Below are 20,441 nucleotides of genomic sequence, written 5' to 3' on the forward strand. Positions count from 1 at the left end.
TTATCTTTGATTGTAACGATCCAATGCTGCCTGATGCAGGCTAAGGAATTCATCCAGACCCATTTGTTTGGCTTCCTTCAAGAACTTGTCGTACGCATCAACCGGCAGTTCCCCGGAAATGATCTTCGCGAAGTACTCACCGCGGAGCGTGGACAGCTGGTTCCCCAGCTCTCCCTCACGCGATGCTTCGTCTTGCGTGAAGGTGATCGGCGGTTCCGCCATGCTGGTATCCATGTTCTCCGTCCAATTCTTCCGGATATCGCCCGAATAGCTTCCTTCCGCCACGATCAGCGGGTTGGAGTTATGCTCGTCGCGAATATCCGGCCAGCTATGCATCCGGTATTTATCCAGCGCAGTGGATACCGGTTGACCATCTGGGTCTTTGTACACGTAGCTGTCCGCAGGATAGTACGGCTTGCCGTTCTCGTCGATCAGATGGACTTTGCCGTACTCGCCGTAGTTCAGCATCTCCCAGCCTTTTTTGGAATAAGCGAAGTCCAGCCATGCCATCGCAGCTTCTACGTTCTTGCTCTTCGTCGAGATCGCAGCCGAACGGCCCGTTCTTTCGAAGTTCTTATACGTGGTAGCGGATTTGTCGCCGGCGTTCAATACCGGATTCAGCGCCCCGACGAAATCAATATTGTTCTGCTGCTTCCAGTAACTCCACATCGTATCCGGCGAGTCCATCATGACAGCCGTTTTCGCGGAGATCGCGCTGGCCATCCGTTGGTTAAAGTCGGCCGTTGCCCAGTCTTTGTTCAGCAGGCCTTCTTTGTTCCATTGCTGCATCGTAGCCAGGTAATCCTTGGCCTTTGGTTGAGCCGGTCCCCATTGCACTTTGCCGTTGGAATCCAGGAACGTCCAATCCCATACGCCGAACGCGCCGTTGATGATGCCCGTAAAGATTTGGCCGTACGTCGAACCGTAGTTGAGCGGCTCGCTGTAACCGACTTCTTTGCATTTCAGCAGGAATTGATGCCATTCGTCGATCGTGTTCGGCACTTCCATTCCCGTCTTCTCGAGCGCTTCCTTCTTGATCAGCATCCCGAACCAGGTCCACTCCGAGTAAGGCGCGATGCCGTAGAAGCCCAGCACCTTCCCGCTGTCGGTGATCGTCGTTTTCCTTCTCGTTTCGTCCGAATTCCGCCATTCGGTATAGTTCGGCGCGTTTTTCTCCATTTTGTCGGTCAGATCCAGGTAGGCTCCGTCATTAACGCCTGCCTCGAAGCCGCCCGGATAACGCTCAGGCTCCATGATAATGTCCGGCAGATCGCCGGAAGAAATCATCAAGGTGAACGCGTCCGCTTCTTGTCCGACCGGCGGCGAGATGAAATTCGCTTTAATGCCGGTCAGCTTCTCCATTTGTTTCTTCACGGCTTGATTATTCATGTCCGCGATATTGGAGTTGGCCGGAATCCAGATGTCCAACGTGACGTCCTTCTTGTAAGGGTACGCCGAATAGTTGCTCGGGAGCTTCTGATCGAACATATCGGCCAGATAGGAGTCGTTCGTCGTATTGTTGACTTCGTCCTGCTGCTCTTGCGTCGGCGTCTTATTCCCGCGAATGACGGTGCCCAGATCGGCAACAGCCGCATCCGCGCCGTTCGCTGCAGCGTTCTTCGTCCCGGCGTTGTTCGTTCCGGCGTTGTTCGTCGCTTCGGCCGTATTATCCGAAGTCGCCTTCGCGTTCTCGGCATTATTGTTCGAGCTGCATGCCGCCAAGCTCATCGTGGCTATAGTCGACACCACCAGCAGGCTCATGACGCGTTTTTTCATTTTGCTCATATCCATCCTCCTCTTGATAAAGGAAAGCTTATAATGGCCATGCTGCTTCCAAGTCAATCCGGGCATTCGCCCGATGGAGCGGCAATGTCTTGGTGATCGCCGAGAGGAACGCCGAAATCCGGTGTTCCGTCGGGCTTCCAGCCTATCTTCTGAATGCGCGTGGCACGCAGGCCCAGCTCCGCGCCGGGAGCCGGCAAGGCATGATAGACGATCCAATCCTCCAGATCGTCCGGAGAGACGGTGAAACTGTTGTGTCCCGGCGCGAACACCCCGTTATCCACGCTTTTGCGAAATACGGGCTGCATAGATTTGGTCCAGGAATGCGCTTTCATCGGATCGGCGGCTTCATCCATGGTCAGCATGCCGAGCGCGTAATCCTCCGACCAAGTGGTGCTTGCCGAGTAGACGAGGAACGCGCGGCCGTTGCGGCGCAGAAGGACCGGGCCTTCGTTAATCGCCATGCCGCCTTGCTTCTCCCATTCCAGCGTCGGCGCCGTCAGCAGGACATGCTCGCCGATTACCGTCCAAGGATCGGCCATTCGCATGATATAGATCGCCGAACCGTAGTCCGGAAAATGTCCGTAGCCCGCGTATAGAAAATACAATTGATCCCGGTGCCGCATCACCGTGCCATCCAATCCGGGAACAGGCGTCTGCAGCGGTCCCTTCCACGTCCACTCGCCTCTCATCGGATCCGCCTCTTCGTTCTCCAAGACGCAGATTCGGCGGGTTTCGTCTCCTCCGCCGTCGTTGGCTGTGAAGTAAACGTACCATTTGCCATGGAGCCAATGGAGCTCCGGCGCCCATAGGTTATAGCTGTAGGATCCGGCGGATGCCGGCGTCCAGATCGTTCTGCTGTCCCCTTGGGCAAGCTTGGTCAGCTTGTCCGATCGGGTAAGCTTCAGATGCCCTGACTGCGTGGACATGAAATAGTAGCAGCCGTCAACATGCTTGTACACCCAAGGATCGGGAGCACCGGCAACAATCGGATTACGGAAGGTAGCCTGGTTGTTCATCTTAACGTCACTTGCCCCTTTCATTTCCGCCACACGGTGCCGGCTTATTCTTCGGGAGCGAGCACATCGATCGAATCGAGCGACAACCGGCTTCCGCCTCCGCCCAGCTTAATCGTGTTGCTGCCCTTCTTCAGTCCGACAGGGATGAACGCATTGGACCATTCTCCCTTTAAGCCGGTATCGAGCGAGACGTCGACATGCAGCTTGCCGCCAATGGTCATATTGAGGTGCTGCGGCACGGATGCTTCATTCAAGTAACGCAGTGCAAGGCGATAAACGCCGTCCTTCTCGACCTCAATCTCCCATTCAACGCCGCTGTCTTCGTCAGTCCACCCGCTGACGATCTTGCCGCCGGAAGCCTCTTCGTTCTCCGTCGCTTGCATGCCTTCCAGCTTCGCCTTCTCGGCTTCCAGCCGCATTCGTGCCGGTTCGCCGGACGGCAGCGGCAGCCATGCTCCCGGCGCGACGGGTTCGCCGAAATCGGGCGTGCCGTCTTCATTCCATTGGAACGGCTGCGTGCGCACGTTCCGGTTCCAGCCCGCGCCCGACGTGATGGCCGCGTGGTAGACGATCCAGTCCTCCTTGCCGTCCGGAGACTTTACGAAGGAGTTATGCCCCGGCCCGAATACCCGGTCGGTCTTCTTGAAGACCGGCTCCGGCTTCTTCGTCCACGAAGCAGGGTCGAGCGGATCGCTGCCCGGATCGGCCGTCAGCAGGCCAAGCGTGTAATCGTCCGTCCAGCTTCCGCTGGCCGAGTAAATCAGGTTGATTTTCTTATCCGAGACGAGCACTTCCGGCCCTTCGTTAATGGTCGGTTCCCCGATCATTTCCCAATCCAGCGTCGGTCTGGAAAGCTCCACTCTATCGCCTGAGATCGTATAAGGATTGCTCATTGGCGCAATGTACAGCCGCTGGCTTACGTTCACGTCTCCTTCCCAGCCTGACCAGATGAAGTACAGCGATCCGTCCGGCTTGCTAAGAACGGTGCCGTCGATTGCCCATTTATCGGTTGAATCTGTGATCTTGCCGCGATCCTCGTATTCGCCCAGCGCATCGTCCGTGGCCGACTCCAGTACGAACATCCGGTGATTCTCGTTACGGCCATCGTCCGCGGCGTAGTAGATATACCATTTGCCATTAAACCAGTGCAGCTCCGGCGCCCAAATATCTGCCGAATTCGGTCCGGTTGCGGGCGGCTTCCATATAACCGCCGTCTCCGCACCTGCCATATCCGTCAATGACCGGGACTTCCATATCTGTATGGCGTTACCGACCGTATGCGTGTAATAATAATAACCGTCATGCTGAATCATCCAAGGATCCGCGCCCCCGTTCATGATCGGGTTCGCGAAGGTTGCCGCTTTCGCCGAGCCCACGCTGCCGATATCGCACGACGACAACACGAGCGAAGCTGCCACGCAGCAGCCTGAAGCAACAAGAGACCATCTGTTCACTCGATTCCCCCCTTTCCTCTATCTCCTGCGCATGCGTATGTCCGCTGATCATTGCATAAAACCGCTGAACCATTGCCTTTGCAGGGGTCGATTCCAAGATACAAAACAAGATTATTGATTCGTTTCATATATATTGTATCTTTTTTTACATATTATCGTTAAAAATAACCAATGTCAACGGTTTCATACTTAAATATTGTAACAATTAAGTAAAAAGGACACTTGATTACAAGAATCCTGTAATCAGTGTCCACGACATCTTATATTTCTTCGTCTAACGAGTAATAGACCTTCAAAAGGATCTCCTGCTCATGATCCCCGAATTGGCGCCCGAACAAGTTTACCCCGCCTTGATGAATCGCATCGCCTTTGACGCCGATCCGCACCTTTACATTCGGGCGGTAAGTAAGCTTCAAATCGCTAATGGTCACATCCGAGGCCTTCTCCATATCCAGCGTCGTCCGCTCCCCGTCAATGCGCCACGTCTTCAGAAACCCGTACTGGGTCATCCAATCCAGCCACCAGGCCGGATTCAGTTTCCCTCTGCGGTCTCCGAAGTCCCCTGGGCTCATCCACGTTCCGATCTCCACTCCGTTGATCCAGAAGGAGATATCGGAAGGCCAGTTGTTATCGTAATTCGGCGCTTCGGAGCACAGCTCCAGCGACAGCGCCATGGATTCGATGCGAGCCTTGGGCGGAAGCTCCAGCGGAATCAGATATTCCACGAACCCCTTCCGGAACCAAATGATCTGCGCCCCGACATGCTTAGGATGGTAGAAGCTTGCCGGCTCGTCTTCGCGGATGAGCATGCCTTCCGCATTGGCCATCCCGCAGGTAGGATATACTTCGCAATCGCCGTAATACCCGATGGGCATCTCCATTTCATAAACGTGCAAAGCGCCCTTGGGCATCGACCGATCCTGATTAAACGAGAGGTGAATATCGTCGTAGTTCCTGCTGCACACCTTCATCGCTCCGCGCGAAGCCGGCAGCAGCTCGGTATTGATCAGTTTCGCCGCTTCCAATATCTTGACGTTATTCGCAACGGTCGAAACCGGCAGTTTAAGCGCTTCCGAAATTTCGATTACGTTCAGCTTCCGGGAACTTAGTAAACGGAGAATGTCAACTCGCGATCGAGTCGATAAGGCATGCGAGACGGCGACCAGCCTTTCCGGGTCGTCAAAGCTCAACTCCAGCATATTCCGCAACTCCTTTCATCCGAATGGGTTATTGATTCACAAAGTTTACACTTATTCCTGTTTAAAATCAACAACTATGTATTAAAACCATTTTCTTGTATTATTCTAAAAAAGCCTTTTGATCAAAGAAGACGATAAATAACCCCGACCTTGTGCGGTCGGAGTTATTAGGATGGCGAAGGCGAAGAAGTACGGGACTACTTGACTACGGGACCTCGGACTTCGAACTACAGGACTTCGGGGCTTCGGACTTCCGGACTTCGAACTACGGACTACGGACTACGGACTGCGGGACTTCGAAACCCCTTATCGCTTTACCGCTTCGCCGCCGAGTAAATCAGGTTTCTGCGCTCGATGTGTCGTTTGTCATGATACTCGATGTGCCGCTATATGTGACTTCGCCGCCGCCCGCTCCCTAACTCAGCTTCTGGCCGCAATTCGGACAGAAGTTCGCGCCTTCGTTCTTGGCGCCGCAGTTGGGGCAGAAGTTCGGCTTCTTGCTGCCTTCCGATGACGAAGGCAAAGGCGCGGCCGCACTCGAGCCTTTGTCAGCCGCCGGCTGCTGCTGATCCTGATTGCGATTCATGTTTTTCATCATTTCATTGGCCATATTCATGCCCATCATCATGCCCGCCATGTCCGAAGCCGCACCGCCGCCATGCACTTTGCCCGACGCAATGCCGTCCGTCATGCTCACTTGCTGGTACTTCTGCAGGTTGCCGATCATCTCATGCGAAGCGGTCTTCGTAATCATATCCTGAATTTCCTGCGGATAATTAAAGCTCATGACCTGGAAGCCCGTGATCGCGATCCCGATGTCCATCAGCTGCATATCCAAATCTTCCCGAATCCCGTTCGCGATCTCCGATGCATTCGCCTGCAGATTGAACATATCCTTGCCCTCGCGGCTGATCCATTTCATCAGCAGTTGATCAAGCACGGACGTCATCCGGGTTTTGACATCCTCGACCAAATACGCCTGTTTGATCCCGGCGATCTTATCGATCAGCGCCAAGTAGTCGCTCACCTTGAAATTAAATGTGCCATTCGCGCGAATCGGCATCCCGCCCGGAAGCTGCGGCGTCGGAATCAATACCGGATTCTGCGTACCCCAGCGAACGGTGAATTCCTTCGTGTTCACGAAGAGCACTTCGACCCGCATGCCGCTGTTGAAGCCGAACTTGAACCCTTTCAACGTCGACAGGAACGGGATGATGTCCGAATCGATCTCGAACGAGCCTTCGTCCTTGAAGATCCCTTCCACCTTGCCGTTATTCAGAAAGATCGCGTCTTGGCCGGCGCGAATAACGAGCTTGCTCCCCTTCTTGATCTCCCGGTTGCTCCACTTCCAGAAAATCATATCGTCTCTGAACTCTTCCCATTCGACTACGTTAGCAAACTGTTTTCCGAAAAGCCCCATACCAATCCCATCCTTCCACGGTCCATATTGGATTCATGCTTGATTCCGTTTGATCGTTTGATCGTTTGATCGTTTGATCGTTTGTTCGTTCCATCCATCGCCGATCGCTTCGTCACTTCTTGGCTGCTAAAAGGAACCTCTGCCTCCGCTATGCGAATGGCCGCCGCTGCTGGTCCCACCGCCACCGCCGCCGCCCGAGCCGCCGCCCTTGTTCCTCTCGATTTTGCTCTTGACTACGGTCGAGCGCAGGTACTGGTCCGAGTGATCCAGCACGCCCGACGTACCGGCCACCTCATAAGTCGACCGATTCACCGTAATCCGGCCGCCGGAACGGTAAACCATGACGCCGACGACGATTGCTCCGACGACGAGCGCCGCTCCCAGTTGAAACCAAATCGCAAACAGGATATTATCGGGATTTACGCCGGGCTTGAATCCCATATACTTGTGCGTCAGCGTTATATACGTTTCGAACGCTTTCGCATAATCCCCCCGCGTTAGATCCGGCGTAATCGCGTTGATGACCTTATCCACCCTGCCGTTGTCGAGATCGGTTTCCGCCTTGCCGAAGCCGGCCACGTAAATCCCCCGGTTCTTCATATCCATGGTCAGAATAACGGCATTGCCGAACATCTTATCGTACCCTGGCCCATGTTCGTCGTAGAAATCCTCTGTCAGCCGCTGGACGTCCCGATTCTCCGCGTTATTGGACGTGTACACGATGATGTCCGTCTCTCTGTCGGCCCCGTAGCGATTCGCCAAGGCGTTCAACTCGTCTTCTTCCTGCTGGCTGAGCAGATTCGCTTGATCATAGATCAGATTTTTCGGTCCGACGGGGACTACTGGCGCAGCAGAGGACCGGACGGGCAGCGTTAATGCCGTTAAACAGGCCACGAACATCATGAGGACGGCGACAGCCGCGAAACGCCTTCTCCTTCTCATAGGAACCCGCCTCCCATCATCCAGGCGACGAGCTTTAAGCCAAGGAAGGAAACGGCGGACACGCCCGCAAACCATGCGGCTACCTTCGCTTTGCTGGTCGGAGGCTTGCCCACGACTTTCCCCGTCTGGCCGTTCATGGCAAACGTGTACTCCGTCCGATTAAAGTTATACCTCACCATCCATACGGGAAGCAGCACGTAATCCGCCTGTTTCATGTTCGTATCGATATGCTTGTCGGTGTAATTGACGGTCGTATAGCCGGATACCGTGGAAGAAATATACGCATCGATGTAGGGGCTGGTTTTGTCTTTGGCCCGCGGCAATAACTGTTCGTCATTATAGCTGTATTTCTCCGCGATATACCCGGCCAGATACGGCGTCTTGAACGCTTTCAATTGCCCGTAGGGAAAAGGCTCCAGCTTATCCATCAACTCATCGTTCATTTTCTCCGAGGCATCGATCGGCAGCCTGGCGTAATCGAGATGGATTTTTCGATAGATAGCGAAATGCTGCGTCTCCGTATACCTGTAATCGCCCTGCTCGTAGATTCTAACCTTGGTCGCCTGGCCATGAACCTCGATATCGTTATGCAAGTCATACAGCCAGAAGGGGACGTACATCCCGGTTATGCCCGCGATCCGGTCCGCCGTCATGAATCCGCGCGGCGTTAGCAAACCGTTCCTGCACCACTTCTTGAATGCCTTCATCGCCTCGTCCTTGGTGATTGCGAAAGGGATGACCATCGCCGGAGCAAATTGGCCGGACACCCGGTCAATGAGCACGACGGCAGAACCGCAGAAGCTGCAGCTCGTTGCGCTTGTCTCCGGTTCGGTGACGATGACGGCGCCGCAGCTGCTGCAGTGATATTCGTTCACCGCATGTTCCGCATGCTCCGCAGACGTCTGATTCTGCAGCGGATCTGGAGCTTGCTCGATATTATCCTTCCGTCCGCAGCCGGGGCAGGACAGCATCCCCGTCGCCGCATCGAAAACCATCCCGCTGCCGCAATTGGGGCACTTGTATTCGATAACCTCCTCCACGCTGCTCACCTCGGTTTTCGTCTTTCTTTCATGGCTGCGAGCTCATCTTCGGCGCTTGTCGCCGCCGCGGCTGCCGGCGTGCCCGCTTCGGCATTCTTCTCGAGCTGCGCGATCAACGTATCCAGGTCGTCTTCCTGCGTCCCGGCCCGAAGCTCGGCAAGCGCCAGCGCTTCGTTCAAGGCCAGGCTGGCTTTCTCTTCCATCGCGCCGAAAGCCGCGTTCGCGCCGCCTGCGTTCGCCTGCTGCCGCGCCTTGGCATCCGCAAGCTTGCCCTTCAGCTCCGCCTGCCGCGCTTCCAGCCGTTCCGCATCCGCCACGAGCTTATCCTGCATATGCTTCATCATCGCCGCTTTCGCGGACGCCCGGTCATAGGCTGCCTGCAGCTCCCCGCATTGCGCGGTCTGCTTCGTCTTCATCGTCAGAAACTTCAGCCCGTTCGCATCATCGCCCGACTCCACGGACTTCTCCGCATACCGCTGCAGCTTCGCAATCTCCGCGCCGCATTCGTCCAACGCCCGCTTCGCTCTGCTCTCCTCCGCCAGCACCGATGCCGTCTCCGCTTTCACTTGACCCAGGTCGCTGCTCAAGCTCCGCATATACGCATCCGCCGCTTGCTCCGGATCTTCCGCCCGGTCCAGCAATCCGTTCATATTGGCCTTCATGACATCCCTGAACCTTGATAAGATCCCCATCGCAAGTCCCTCCTTCGAAAGGCTTTCCATTATCTCCTATACTACATGAAATTCGGAATGGTTTCATGGCCGACTATAATTAACGACATAAACAAACCCAGCCCTCTTAAGGACTGGGTTTACTTTGAATTAATTAAGCTAGAGCGCTTCCTGCGACAAAAATCCTTGCCGGAACTGCTCCGTGAACCGTTCCACCTCGACGACGGTGCCGGCCAGTCGGGATTGTTCGGCGGCAAACGCCATCAAGTGGCTCTGCACGGAATGCACGGCAGAGGTAAGACCGCCGCTCGCCTGTCCGTCAACATTGTCCCGGCGCCCGCGCACCAGCTCCGCGAAGTCGCGAATCAAGCCCAAATCGCCTCCGCCGTGGCCGATATGCCCGTCCGGCGTTTCGAGACTGATGCGTTCCGGCTCGCTTGCGCCGAACCGGATCAGCTCGATCTCGTTCTTCTCCATCGCGGCGCGAATTTCGCCTTTCGTCCCCATCAGCTTGATCGTCCGGCTGCATTCCTGCGTGAAGGCGCTCATCGTGAACACGGCCGTCACCGCATTGGCGAATTCCATGTTCACCACCTGATGATCGACGACATCGTTGTCGCAATGGTACACGCAGCGTCCGTACGGTCCCGTCTGCAGCGCCTTCAGGCGCGCCTCGTAGCTTTGATCGTCGCTGATCGCCATGGCCATCCAGCTCGGGTTATCGCCGAGATAGACGGCCGGCGCATAATAGAGACAGTCGTCCGCCGCCGGGCAGCCGTCGGTGCAACGCTTGGCCGCACCCGCGGGCGCCTGCTCGGCACGGAAATGCGACAGCGACCCGAACGACGACAGCCTTACGCAGTCCGCCCCCGCCAGCCAGAGAAGGATGTCCAAATCGTGGCATGATTTCGCGAGAATCATCGGACTCGACTCCGCCGCATTGCGCCAGTTGCCGCGTACGAAGCTGTGGGCCTGATGCCAGTACCCGACATTCTCATTATGCTGAATGGACATGAGCTGCCCGATCGCCCCTTCGTCCAGCAGCTTCTTCAGCGTTCCGAAGAAGGCCGTATAACGCAGCACATGGCAGATCGAGAAGATCAGTCCGGCCCGTGCCGCTTTCTCCCCCATCTCCACGCATTCCTGCGGGTCGGGAGACATCGGCTTCTCCAGCAGCACGTGATACCCCGCGTCCAAAGCGCTCATCGTCGGCTCGTAATGCATCTTGTCCTGCGTGCAAATGATGACCGCGTCCGCTAGCTTCGGCTGCGCCAGCAGCTCGCGCCAATCGCCGAACACCAGGCTTTCGTCGATGCCGTGACGCTGCCTGAACGTCTCCGCCCGCACCGCGTTCGGATCGGCCACCGCCACGACCTGCATCCGGTCCGGATGGTCGATCGCGTAATTCGTATACACCTGCCCGCGCAGCCCGGCGCCGATCAGCGCTACTTTGATCTTCTCAGCCATTGCGTCGCCCCACTCCCTGTCTATGCAGCTTAACGGCGTCACCGTTTCAATTCCATCCTACTCTTTCACGCTGCCGACCGTAATCCCTTTAATGAAAAATTTCTGCAGGAACGGATACACCAGCATGATCGGCAGCGCGCCAAGGAAAATCTGCGCCGTTCGCAGCGTTTTCTCGCTGATGTTCTCCAATCGGCTCAAGTCGTCGAGCGAAATCGCCTGCTTGTTGATGGAGGTAACCAGCGTCGACAGATAGCTCTGCAACGGATAATTCGCCGGCGAATTCATGTACAGAATCCCGTCGAACCACGAGTTCCAATGCCCGACGACGGTGAACAGCGTAATCGTCGCCAGCGCCGGCAGCGAGACCGGCAGATAGATTTTCCACAGCAGCGTCCAATGGCCCGCACCGTCGATCGTCGCGGCTTCATCCAATTCCTTCGGAATGCCCCGGAAGAAATTGAGCAGCATCACCGCGTTCCAGACGTTCAACGCGCCGGGCAGCACGAGCGCCCAGATCGAGTCCAGCAGATGCGTCTCCTTCACGATCACGTACGTCGGAATCAGTCCCCCGCCGAAGAACATCGTCACCGCGAAGAACCATACGTACAGCGTCCGGTACCGGAACTGCCCGTTGCTCCTCGAGAGCGGATACGCGGTGATGACGACGAACAGCATATTGACGACCGTCCCCAGCAGGACCCGCTCCACGGAAACGCCCAGCGAGTGGATGAATTCCGCCTTCTGGCCGAGATAACGATAAGCCTCCAGCGAGAACCCGACCGGCCACAGGCCTACTTCCGCTGCCGCGGCCGCCGTCGTGGAGCTTAACGAAATCGCGAGCATATGGATGAACGGCAAGATGCCCAGCGCCAGAATGGCGGATAATAGCACAACGTTGAAGAAGATGAACACCTTGCGGCTCCACGATGCTTTGTACACCATACGACTTCTCCCCTCGCCGCCTAGAAGATCCGATATCTGCTGAATCGGTAGGCCATATAATAGGACACGGACACCATGCCGAGCGAGATCACCGACTTGAACAGCCCGATGGCCGCAGCCGGCGAGAATTGCTGACTGAACAAGCCTAACCGGTACACGTACGTGTCAATGACATCCGCTTTATCGTACACGATGGAATTATACAGAATGAGGATTTGGTCGAACCCCGCGTTGAGCACATTGCCCAAACTCAGAGTGGCGAGCAAAATAATGATCGGCGCCATCCCGGGCAGCGTAATGTGAAGCATCTGCTTCCATTTGCCCGCGCCGTCCACCTCCGCTGCCTCGTACAGGCTCGCGTTGATTCCCGCGATCGCGGCGAGGAAGACGATCATGTTGTAGCCCATGCCCTTCCATACGTCCGAGCCGACGATGATCCCGCGAAACCAATCGCCGTTGCCCATGAACATGATCGGGGAGATGCCGAAGCTGTGCAGGATGGCGTTCACCGGCCCGTGCAGGGAGAAGATATCCAGCATGACTCCGCCGAGCACCGTCCAGGACAGGAAGAACGGCAGAAACACGCTTGTCTGCACGAACCGCTTGAACCAATCCCTCGTCAGCTCGTTCAGCAGCAGCGCCAGCACCAGCGGCACGATCAGTCCGAACGCCATTTTCAACACGGAAATGATGACGGTATTCCATAAGATCTGATTGAATTCGGGCAGGTGGAAAATATAATCGAAGTTCTTCATGCCCGCCCACTTGGACTTGAAGAAGCCCTGCAGCGGCTGGAACTTCTGAAACGCCATCACGATGCCGAACATCGGTCCGTACGCATAAATCAAGGTTACGATGACGCCCGGCAGGAGCATCAGGTGCAGCGGCATTTCCCGAAACTTTCGTTTTCTTCCGATCGATGCATCCTTCATGATCAACGGCCTCCAGAGTCAAGAATAGTCGCCGGCCCGGTCATTCAAGCTTAAGCAGCAGGAAATGGGAAGCATGCCGGAATGATTCCGCACTGCATCCCATCGCCCGTTTATTCATTCAGCTGCGGGTCTCTAAGCTGCAGGATTACTTGTTTTTGTCGTACCACGCATTGACTTCTTTCGTGATATCGTCGCCGCCGAGCGCCTTCCAGCTGCTGACGAATTTATCGAACTCGTCGATTTTCGCCGAGCCCATAATGATTTTGACGAAGGTTTCGTTCACGAGCTTATCCAGCTGGGCGCCTTTATCGATCTGCGTTTCCGTTGCCGGACCGTAGTATTCGTTGAACACGAATTGTTTGTTGTCGCGGATTTGACGGGTGAGACCCCAACCGCCGTTCTCGTCGACGCGGCTGTTGTACAAGCCCCATACCGAGCCGCTCTTGTCGCCGGCCAAGTATTTGTTGGCGGCATCAAGCACCTGCTGCGAGTTCGTGTAATAAGGCGTTTCTTGATCCTCGATCTCGGTCAGCTTCTTGCCGAGCGCATTGTTGACGTTCGTGTAGATATTCTCGATATCCGTCGGGTTGAAGATCCTTGGCACGAACCAGTTGTACACGTACCCGTTCTCCGGTTTATTCGTTTCATAATATTTCTTCGTATTCATCTCGATGTAGAAATTCGCCATTTTAACGACGGCTTCCGGATTCTTGAATTTCTTGTTCGCCACGACGATATGCCCCATGCGCACGGTCGGCACGAGCGATTTGCCAGGCTGTCCGTCAATCGACGGAATTTGCAGGGCGATCCAATCCGCGTTCTTGTCTTTGTCCTTGTTCAAATTGAGCGGCCAGTTCGCAACCCACCATTCCCCGTAGGCGATACCGACTTTGCTGCCGATGATGTCCTCGCTGACTTTGGATTCGTCCTTCAAGCCGAATTCCTTATCCAACAGCCCTTTGCTGTACCATGACTGCAGCCTGGCGAGCGCCGCCTTCGTCTCGGGTTGAATTTCGCCGGCGGCAAGCTTGCCGTCCGCGCCTTTCGTCCAGCCGCCCATGTACGAGTTAAAGCCGTTAAAGAAGCCTCTTGCGTCGAAGGCCCAGCCGACTACGGTCTTCGGCAGCGTAATGCCGAACGTATCGTTCTTGCCGTTCTTGTCCGGATCGTTCTTCGTGAACGCTTCGGCCACTTTCTCGAGCTCGTCGATGGACTTCGGAGCTTCCAAGCCGAGGTTCTTCAGCCAGTCCTGGCGAATCCAGAGCAGCTGCGTCGACAAGAAAGGCTCCTCGAAACCGGGAAGCGCATATAGTTTGCCGTCTTGAGATACCGATTTCATGGCCGCCCCGCCGTCCGACTCCATGAATTTCTTCAATGCGGGCGAAGCATATTGGGCGTAAGCGTCGGTGAGGTCGGCCAGTACGCCTTGATTCTTGAACTTCTCGAAGTTACGCGGATCCAGGTCCATCACGTCCGGCAGGTCGCCCGATGCGATCGCGATCGAGAACTTCTGCTCGAATTGATCCGTCGGCACCGTCCACAGATACTTCACGTCGATGTTCATCTGGTCCTTCAGATCTTTCAGATACGCATTCTTGTCCGGGGTCAATCCCGCCGGCGTCTTCGGATCTTCCGGAGGGTTATACCCGAGCACCTCGGTAACCGTTACCGGATCGGCGTATTTGCCGAATGGATCCGCCGCTTTGGGCGCTTCATTGTTTGTCTCTTTGGAGTCGGTGCTTGTCGCAGGGCTGTTCTCGTTGTTTCCTTTGTTCCCTTTGTTTCCGGCGTCCGCGTTCGAAGTCGTTGATTTAGCAGGTTCATTCGCCGCATCGTTGTTGTTGTTCCCGCATGCGCTCAGAACCGTACTTGCCGTAAGGATACCTAACAGCACTAAACTTGCCTTGCTCTTCCCCATACAAGCTCCCCCTTTTTCTTGTCAATGAAGGTGAACGTGCTTTACATATCCATCATAAGTGGCCGGTCATTGAGGGAACAATGCCAAGATCTTTACCTGCTTCTGTTCTATTGACTTCCTGCTAGCGCGCGTGTCCATAGGTATCCCGGTACTCCTGCGGCGACACTTCCTTCATCTTGCGGAAGAACGCCGTGAAGTAGGAGGGCGACTCGAAGCCGAGCCTTAAGGCGATTTCGCTAATCTTGAGCGGGGTCTCCGCCAGCATGGCGACGGCGGCCTCCGTCTTCGCCGCATTGATGTATTCCGATAAATTGCGGCCGGTCAGCTGTTTATAACAACGCGATAAGTACGAGGGATTGAAGAAGACCGACTCGGCGATGCGCGCCAATGACAAGTCTCCGCCCAAGTTCTCGTGAATGAAGCGGTGGATCCGCTCGCACAGCAGGTTCTCTCCCCGCTCCACCTGTTCTCTCCTGCGAAGGCAGATCGAGATGACCAATTCCATGAACTGCCTCTGCGCGCTATCCCACTCGACAGGCAGCTCCGCGCCGGGAAGGCTGGCCATTCGCAAGCCGCTGTCCGCCTTGTCGGGGTAATCGGTATCGTTCATATGCGAGATGACGGCATGCAAGAGCGAATAATAGCGCTCGAGCCCCAGCATGTAATGACCGGACACGTTGCCCTTCAAGCTGCCGAACAGCTCGGACGTCACGTCGGCCGCCGCTTGCTCGTCCCCGGCATGAAGATGCTTCTGCAGCGCGGCTACCCGTTTATTGAAGTCCGCCGCGTTCGCTGCCGCCGGCTTGACCGCTTCATGCCTGTACACGTCGGGGATGCCGAGATCCAGGATGGCCATCTGCTGACCGTAATAAGCCAATCGCTTCAACGAGGCCTTCAGCAGCTCATACTGCCCCCCGATGTCCGCCCAATCGACCGCGCCGCCGCCGATTCCGAAGGACGCCGACACGCCGAACATGTCGCGGCAGTCGTTCTGCACCGTTTCCAAGATCCCCTTCATGTAGGTGATGACGCCTCGCCAGTCCGTCCCGCCTTCGGCGTCCGCGAATGCAACGGCCGCTTCCTCCGGTTGTATGAACCAGACGAGCTCCGCGCGGTCGTGTACGATCCGTTCTTCCTTCAGCAGCGCGGACAAGCGATGGGCGAACAGATTCTGAATGGAATACAGCACGTCCATTCTCTTCGTGTACGACAGCTTCTCATCCCAGCTGTCTGCCTTGCCCAGCACCATCAGCATCGGCCGGCCGCGGTCGAGCCGGATATTTAATCCCGCGAAATGCCATTCGCCCGCAATGTCGGCCGCCTGTTCGCCCAATAGCAGCGCTTCGAAGAAGGCCTTCTTGAGCAGCGGCTCGGCCACGGTCATCTGCTGCTGCGCCTGCGCCAGCAGCGCTCTTCTGCCGTTCTCCTCGTCGAGCTTCGCTATCGCCGCCCGTACCGCGGCCGAGATCGGCTCAATGCCTTCCGTCTTCAAAATATAATTATCGGCGTTCCGCCGAATCGCCGTATGGACGTACTCGAATTCGCTGTGGCCGGTAAGCAGTATGACCCGGCAGCTCGGCCAGAACACCGCGATTTCCTCGATGAGCTGCAGCCCGTTCATGCCAGGCATGCTGATGTCGCTGATCAAGAGATCGATCTTCGTTCTCCGGGCGATATCGAGCGCTTCGTCCGCCGAATACGCCTTGCAGATGTCGAGCTCCGGCTGCGTTTCCTGGAAGTGCTGCATCAAGCCGTCCACGATCGACGGTTCATCGTCCACGAGCAATAGTCTGTTCATCCCGTCAGTACCCTCTTTCGCTGAAATGAATTACGATTTCCGCCTTCAAGCCGCCTTGTTCGCTGCGCGAAACGAACACCCCGCTCGTCTCCCCGAACTTAAGCCGAATCCGTCTGCCGACGTTAATCAGCCCTGTTTTCTCATGCGCCTCCGTGGCATGGGCCAGCTTGGCCTGCAGCGCTTGCAGCGCCTCGCCTTGCAAGCCGCCTCCATCGTCCTCCACGGAAATGCGCAATACCTCGTTCTCGAACGCCGCCCGTACATAAACATGGCCGCGGCGTCTGCCGTTCTCGAACGCATGCTCGAATGCGTTCTCCACCACGGGCTGAACGATTATACGAGGGACCTCGTACGCCGCGCACGATGCCGGCAGCTCGTCTGCTTCCACCTCGATGCGGTTGGAGAAGCGGATGCTTTGGATTTCGCAGTAATCGAGCGCGTGCCGGTATTCGTCGACGAGATGCGCCTCGTCCTTCCCGCTCCTGGTGATAAACTGATAGTAGCTGCCGAGCCTTCTCGCCATCTCCGACGCCTGCTCCATGTCGCCGCTGCGGCAAATCATATAGATATTGAAGAAGCTGTTATATAGAAAATGGGGGTTGATCTGCGATTGCAGCTGCTTCAGCTCGGAATGCTGCAGGGCGATCTTCTGCTCGTAATTCTCGCGAATCGACAGCTTCAGCCGTTGGACCATCTGATCGAAATTGCGGTACAAGTAACCGAATTCGTTGTTTGGCCTGATGCCGGTCGATCGAATGAGACTGTCTGCTTCAAGGATTTTAAAAGAAACGATGAGGCGCTTTAATGGCTTATGGATCATGAGGTTAACGGAAAAGGAGAATAGCACGATGATGACAATCGATACGATGGACAAGACGATGTACCAAATATTAAACGTCCTTAACTGTCCGGTCAGCTCATTCTGATTCAGATAGGTGAATAACGTTAAGCCTAGCGTACTGATGCGGCTGTTGGTGACGAGGTAGGTCTGCTTCCCGCTTCGCACGGTAAAGCTGGCATCCGGCTGATCGGGCATCTTGGCATCGATTCGATCCCCGATCAGCTTGACGACTTCATCCTTCGTCTTGAAGGAGATCCGGCTGCGGAACGTATCGTCCGCCAGAAGCGCGCCCGAGTCGCCGTAACGATCTACGAGCGGACGCAGCGTTTCCTCGAACCTGGGGACGGACAGCTGGAAGTACGCGATGATCGCGGCATTGTTCGCCGAAGCCAGGAAGAACAGCTTCCCGTCGCGATAGTAGAGCGGACGCGAAGGCTGCAGCTCCGAATACCCCGCAACGACGTCATACTCGGCATTCGGCACCGGCGTTATGCCCGACTGCGTGGAGATCGTCCGGCCGAACGACTTGATGTACACGCCGACGTTCACGAGATAATCGCTGGAGTTGAGGTTCGCGATCAGCCTGTCCCTCACCCGGTTAACCAATTGAATGCTGTCGAATTCATTGATCTGCTTGCCGAGGAAGTTCAACTTCTGCAGCTCGGGCTCGTTCAGCAGCTGCAGCTGCAAATTGCGGATGAATGACATCTGGTCGTCCAATTGCCGCGAGTAGAAATTGACATTGGATTGGGTGGAGTCCGTGATGTCGCCTCTGACATACTTCTGTCCCTCCAGATTCATCCACAGATTAATGAGGCTATACGGGATAACCAGTGCTACAAAGACGAAAATCACTTTCTGATAAACATGCAATTTAGCCCATGCTTTCCAAGACTTCATAGCTTGTCCCCCCCTGTATCCGCACCACGGTCAGCGATGATTCATTATACACCGGGCTGTAATATTGGAGTAGGGTCATGTCTGCCGGCGGACATCCCGCGTGCGATGCGGGAAAAGACATGAGCGACGCGGAAAAAACGCCTAGAACCACTTTGCCGTGGATCCGGGCGTCTCTCATCGTTCGCTTAAGCGTGCGGTTGGGTGCGATCAGTTCATATACTTCATTCTTCGCAATAGCGATTAGTTATTGGCAATGCCCTTCTGATAAATCTCGGTGTATTTATCGACTTGCAAGCCATCGAAGCCCTTCACGTAGCTGTCCCATTCTTTATTGATATCTTTGCTGCCCGTAATGAATTGGGCCATGTTCGACTTGATATAGTCCCGAATCGTCGTCCGCAGCTGCGCGGCGATTTCCGCGTCTTCAAGGGGAATGAATACGCTGCTCGGATACATTTCTTTGGAGATGTACGGCTCGTATTTCTCCGACTCGCGCTTCAGTCTCGTTTCGTATCCGCCTTCCGCGAGCGGATCCTGTGGCGCCGTCCACGAATCGCGGTACTGATACGTACGGATCGAAGGGCCGATTTGCTCCCAGCCTCCGTTTTTAACCGTTTTGCCCGACGTGTCCGGAATCGGCGTGTATTTAGCCGGCTGTCCGTTCATGTCCATCTCGCCGTCCGTCGCTTTTCTCCACTCGACGCCTTCCGGACCATGTTCTTCAAGCACGACCGATTCTTCCGTATACAACGAGTCCGCGAAACGGATGGCCGCGATTTGCTGCTCTTCCGTCGCTTTGTTCGTAATGGCGAACTGCGATTTGCTTACGCCGGCGAAGTAAGGCGTCTGCTGGACGCCGTTCGGTCCTTTGAGCGGCGGAACGGTGACGTATTCCTTGTGGCGCGGATGCTTATCGTCCGGGCCGAACGCATAGCTGATCAGCGCCGTCGTGATCGAGCCCATGACGTTAGGGTCCTTGTTGCCCAGCTGCTGAATCGCATCGGCGTTCTGGGTGAAGGCCGCAGGGTCGATCAGGCCTTCGGCGTACAATTTATTGAGGAATAGGAGGCCTTGCTTCCATTCGTCTTTATCGGCTACGAGATCGACCTTGCCATCCTTCACTTGCAGGAAGGTGCCGCTGTCTTTGTCCGCATAGTCGTCGATGATGAAGCTGTTCATGATGAAGGCGGCGATGTTGCCCGACCACATCTCGTCGGAGCCGGTAAGCGGAATTTCATCCTTCTTGCCGTTTCCGTTCGGATCTTGTTCTTTGAACGCCTTCAGTACGGCGTACAGCTCATCCGTCGTCGTCGGCATCTTCATGCCGACTTTATCGAGCCAGGCTTGGTTGATCCACAGCTTCTGGGCGAAGTTGCAGTGGTAGCATTCGTTGATTTGCGGCAGCGCGTAGATATTGCCGTCCGGCGCCGTAACGGAGCCCTTCAGGTACGGCAGCTCCTCCATGATTTTCTTGAAGTTCGGCGCGTACTTGTCGATCAGTTCGTTCAGCGGGATGAATACGCCTTGCTTGCCGTATTTCATCTGCTCGTCTTTGGTCAAATCGGCGTGCAGCAGCACTTCCGGGTAGTCGCCGCCGGCCAGCATCAGCTGCTTGCGGTCGTTCAACGCGTCGTTCGGAACGAGCTCCCATTTGATTTGAATGCCTGTCTTGTCTTCTACGTATTTCGTGAACAGGTTCGTGTCCATGTTCTCGATGGAAGGAAACTGCGGCGCGAACATCGTTAAAGTCGTCGGCTTGGTGACGATCGGATATTGGCCGACGGGCGAGAAGAGTGCATCGGCTTTCGCGGGCGCATCGGCCGCATTGTTGGTCGTCCCAGCCGGACTGTTGGCGGATTCCGACTTGTTCGGTGCATTGTCCGAATTAGAACTGCATGCGCTCAGCACGAGCGTACAGGCTAGGATGGCGGTGCATGCTGCCGCAAAGGTACGTTTTGTTTTGTTCACGGTAATGACTCCTCCTTTTTGTATAACAACCATTCCGTCAAACGCGCTGCGAGAATCGCTTCGTGCAGCTGGCGCCTGCCTTACGGCAGGTTGGCCCCACCTCCTTAACTACGTTAGCCGGCCGGTCGCCCGGTAGACGGTTCACCAG

General features: G+C 55.7%; 15 protein-coding genes. All 15 read right to left on the reverse strand.

Features of this window, described 5'->3' with window-relative positions; translation table 11 throughout:
• The 15 genes from GZH47_RS14285 to GZH47_RS14355 all read right to left on the reverse strand — a co-directional run bounded on the left by GZH47_RS14285 (position 1) and on the right by GZH47_RS14355 (position 20,293).
• The gene (locus GZH47_RS14285; RefSeq protein WP_162640694.1) at positions 1–1,785 is read right to left on the reverse strand and encodes an extracellular solute-binding protein; all 1,785 of its coding nucleotides are present in this window, start codon (positions 1,783–1,785) and stop codon (positions 1–3) included.
• Positions 1,786–1,838: 53 nt separating this feature from the next.
• Positions 1,839–2,801 (reverse strand): glycoside hydrolase family 43 protein, encoded by a 963-nt coding sequence (locus GZH47_RS14290; protein WP_162640695.1) that lies wholly within the window; start codon positions 2,799–2,801, stop codon positions 1,839–1,841.
• Between the two features lie 44 nt (positions 2,802–2,845).
• Positions 2,846–4,255 carry a family 43 glycosylhydrolase gene (locus GZH47_RS14295; RefSeq protein ID WP_162640696.1) on the reverse strand — a complete coding sequence of 470 codons (1,410 nt, stop codon included), beginning with the start codon at positions 4,253–4,255 and terminating at the stop codon, positions 2,846–2,848.
• Between the two features lie 260 nt (positions 4,256–4,515).
• On the reverse strand, positions 4,516–5,454 hold the full coding sequence (locus tag GZH47_RS14300) for an ArsR/SmtB family transcription factor (protein WP_162640697.1): 939 nt from the start codon (positions 5,452–5,454) through the stop codon (positions 4,516–4,518).
• Between the two features lie 415 nt (positions 5,455–5,869).
• Entirely contained in the window at positions 5,870–6,874 is a 1,005-nt protein-coding gene (locus GZH47_RS14305) for an SPFH domain-containing protein (protein WP_162640698.1), read from the reverse strand.
• Between the two features lie 126 nt (positions 6,875–7,000).
• On the reverse strand, positions 7,001–7,816 hold the full coding sequence (locus GZH47_RS14310; protein WP_162640699.1) for a TPM domain-containing protein: 816 nt from the start codon (positions 7,814–7,816) through the stop codon (positions 7,001–7,003).
• Complete coding sequence (locus tag GZH47_RS14315) at positions 7,813–8,865, reverse strand: TFIIB-type zinc ribbon-containing protein (RefSeq protein ID WP_225446488.1); 1,053 nt, start codon at positions 8,863–8,865, stop codon at positions 7,813–7,815. Before GZH47_RS14315 ends, GZH47_RS14310 begins: the two co-directional genes overlap by 4 nt.
• Positions 8,862–9,548, reverse strand: a complete 687-nt coding sequence (locus GZH47_RS14320; RefSeq protein WP_162640700.1) for a PspA/IM30 family protein — start codon at positions 9,546–9,548, stop codon at positions 8,862–8,864. The genes GZH47_RS14315 and GZH47_RS14320 overlap by 4 nt, the downstream gene beginning before the upstream one ends.
• Positions 9,549–9,686: 138 nt before the next feature.
• Positions 9,687–10,994, reverse strand: a complete 1,308-nt coding sequence (locus GZH47_RS14325) for a Gfo/Idh/MocA family protein (RefSeq protein WP_162640701.1) — start codon at positions 10,992–10,994, stop codon at positions 9,687–9,689.
• Between the two features lie 57 nt (positions 10,995–11,051).
• Positions 11,052–11,936: a carbohydrate ABC transporter permease gene (locus GZH47_RS14330; protein ID WP_162640702.1), complete on the reverse strand. Its 885-nt coding sequence runs from the start codon at positions 11,934–11,936 to the stop codon at positions 11,052–11,054.
• Positions 11,937–11,956: 20 nt separating this feature from the next.
• Entirely contained in the window at positions 11,957–12,868 is a 912-nt protein-coding gene (locus tag GZH47_RS14335) for an ABC transporter permease (RefSeq protein ID WP_162640703.1), read from the reverse strand.
• Between the two features lie 145 nt (positions 12,869–13,013).
• On the reverse strand, positions 13,014–14,786 hold the full coding sequence (locus tag GZH47_RS14340) for an extracellular solute-binding protein (protein WP_162640704.1): 1,773 nt from the start codon (positions 14,784–14,786) through the stop codon (positions 13,014–13,016).
• A gap of 121 nt (positions 14,787–14,907) precedes the next feature.
• The gene (locus GZH47_RS14345; protein WP_162640705.1) at positions 14,908–16,584 is read right to left on the reverse strand and encodes a response regulator transcription factor; all 1,677 of its coding nucleotides are present in this window, start codon (positions 16,582–16,584) and stop codon (positions 14,908–14,910) included.
• Between the two features lie 4 nt (positions 16,585–16,588).
• Complete coding sequence (locus tag GZH47_RS14350) at positions 16,589–18,325, reverse strand: sensor histidine kinase (protein ID WP_162640706.1); 1,737 nt, start codon at positions 18,323–18,325, stop codon at positions 16,589–16,591.
• 240 nt (positions 18,326–18,565) lie between these two features.
• Positions 18,566–20,293: an ABC transporter substrate-binding protein gene (locus tag GZH47_RS14355; protein WP_225446489.1), complete on the reverse strand. Its 1,728-nt coding sequence runs from the start codon at positions 20,291–20,293 to the stop codon at positions 18,566–18,568.
• Between the last annotated feature and the right edge of the window lie 148 nt (positions 20,294–20,441).

Origin of the sequence: Paenibacillus rhizovicinus (assembly GCF_010365285.1) — a bacterium.
GTDB lineage: Bacteria > Bacillota > Bacilli > Paenibacillales > Paenibacillaceae > Paenibacillus_Z > Paenibacillus_Z rhizovicinus.

Coding starts and splice junctions, on each gene's coding strand:
- GZH47_RS14285 (WP_162640694.1), bottom strand. CDS start 1,785: ATGAGCAAAATGAAAAAACGCGTCATGAGCCTGCTGGTGGTGTCGACT.
- GZH47_RS14290 (WP_162640695.1), bottom strand. CDS start 2,801: ATGAACAACCAGGCTACCTTCCGTAATCCGATTGTTGCCGGTGCTCCC.
- GZH47_RS14300 (WP_162640697.1), bottom strand. CDS start 5,454: ATGCTGGAGTTGAGCTTTGACGACCCGGAAAGGCTGGTCGCCGTCTCG.
- GZH47_RS14305 (WP_162640698.1), bottom strand. CDS start 6,874: ATGGGGCTTTTCGGAAAACAGTTTGCTAACGTAGTCGAATGGGAAGAG.
- GZH47_RS14310 (WP_162640699.1), bottom strand. CDS start 7,816: ATGAGAAGGAGAAGGCGTTTCGCGGCTGTCGCCGTCCTCATGATGTTC.
- GZH47_RS14320 (WP_162640700.1), bottom strand. CDS start 9,548: ATGGGGATCTTATCAAGGTTCAGGGATGTCATGAAGGCCAATATGAAC.
- GZH47_RS14325 (WP_162640701.1), bottom strand. CDS start 10,994: ATGGCTGAGAAGATCAAAGTAGCGCTGATCGGCGCCGGGCTGCGCGGG.
- GZH47_RS14330 (WP_162640702.1), bottom strand. CDS start 11,936: ATGGTGTACAAAGCATCGTGGAGCCGCAAGGTGTTCATCTTCTTCAAC.
- GZH47_RS14335 (WP_162640703.1), bottom strand. CDS start 12,868: ATGAAGGATGCATCGATCGGAAGAAAACGAAAGTTTCGGGAAATGCCG.
- GZH47_RS14340 (WP_162640704.1), bottom strand. CDS start 14,786: ATGGGGAAGAGCAAGGCAAGTTTAGTGCTGTTAGGTATCCTTACGGCA.
- GZH47_RS14345 (WP_162640705.1), bottom strand. CDS start 16,584: ATGAACAGACTATTGCTCGTGGACGATGAACCGTCGATCGTGGACGGC.
- GZH47_RS14350 (WP_162640706.1), bottom strand. CDS start 18,325: ATGAAGTCTTGGAAAGCATGGGCTAAATTGCATGTTTATCAGAAAGTG.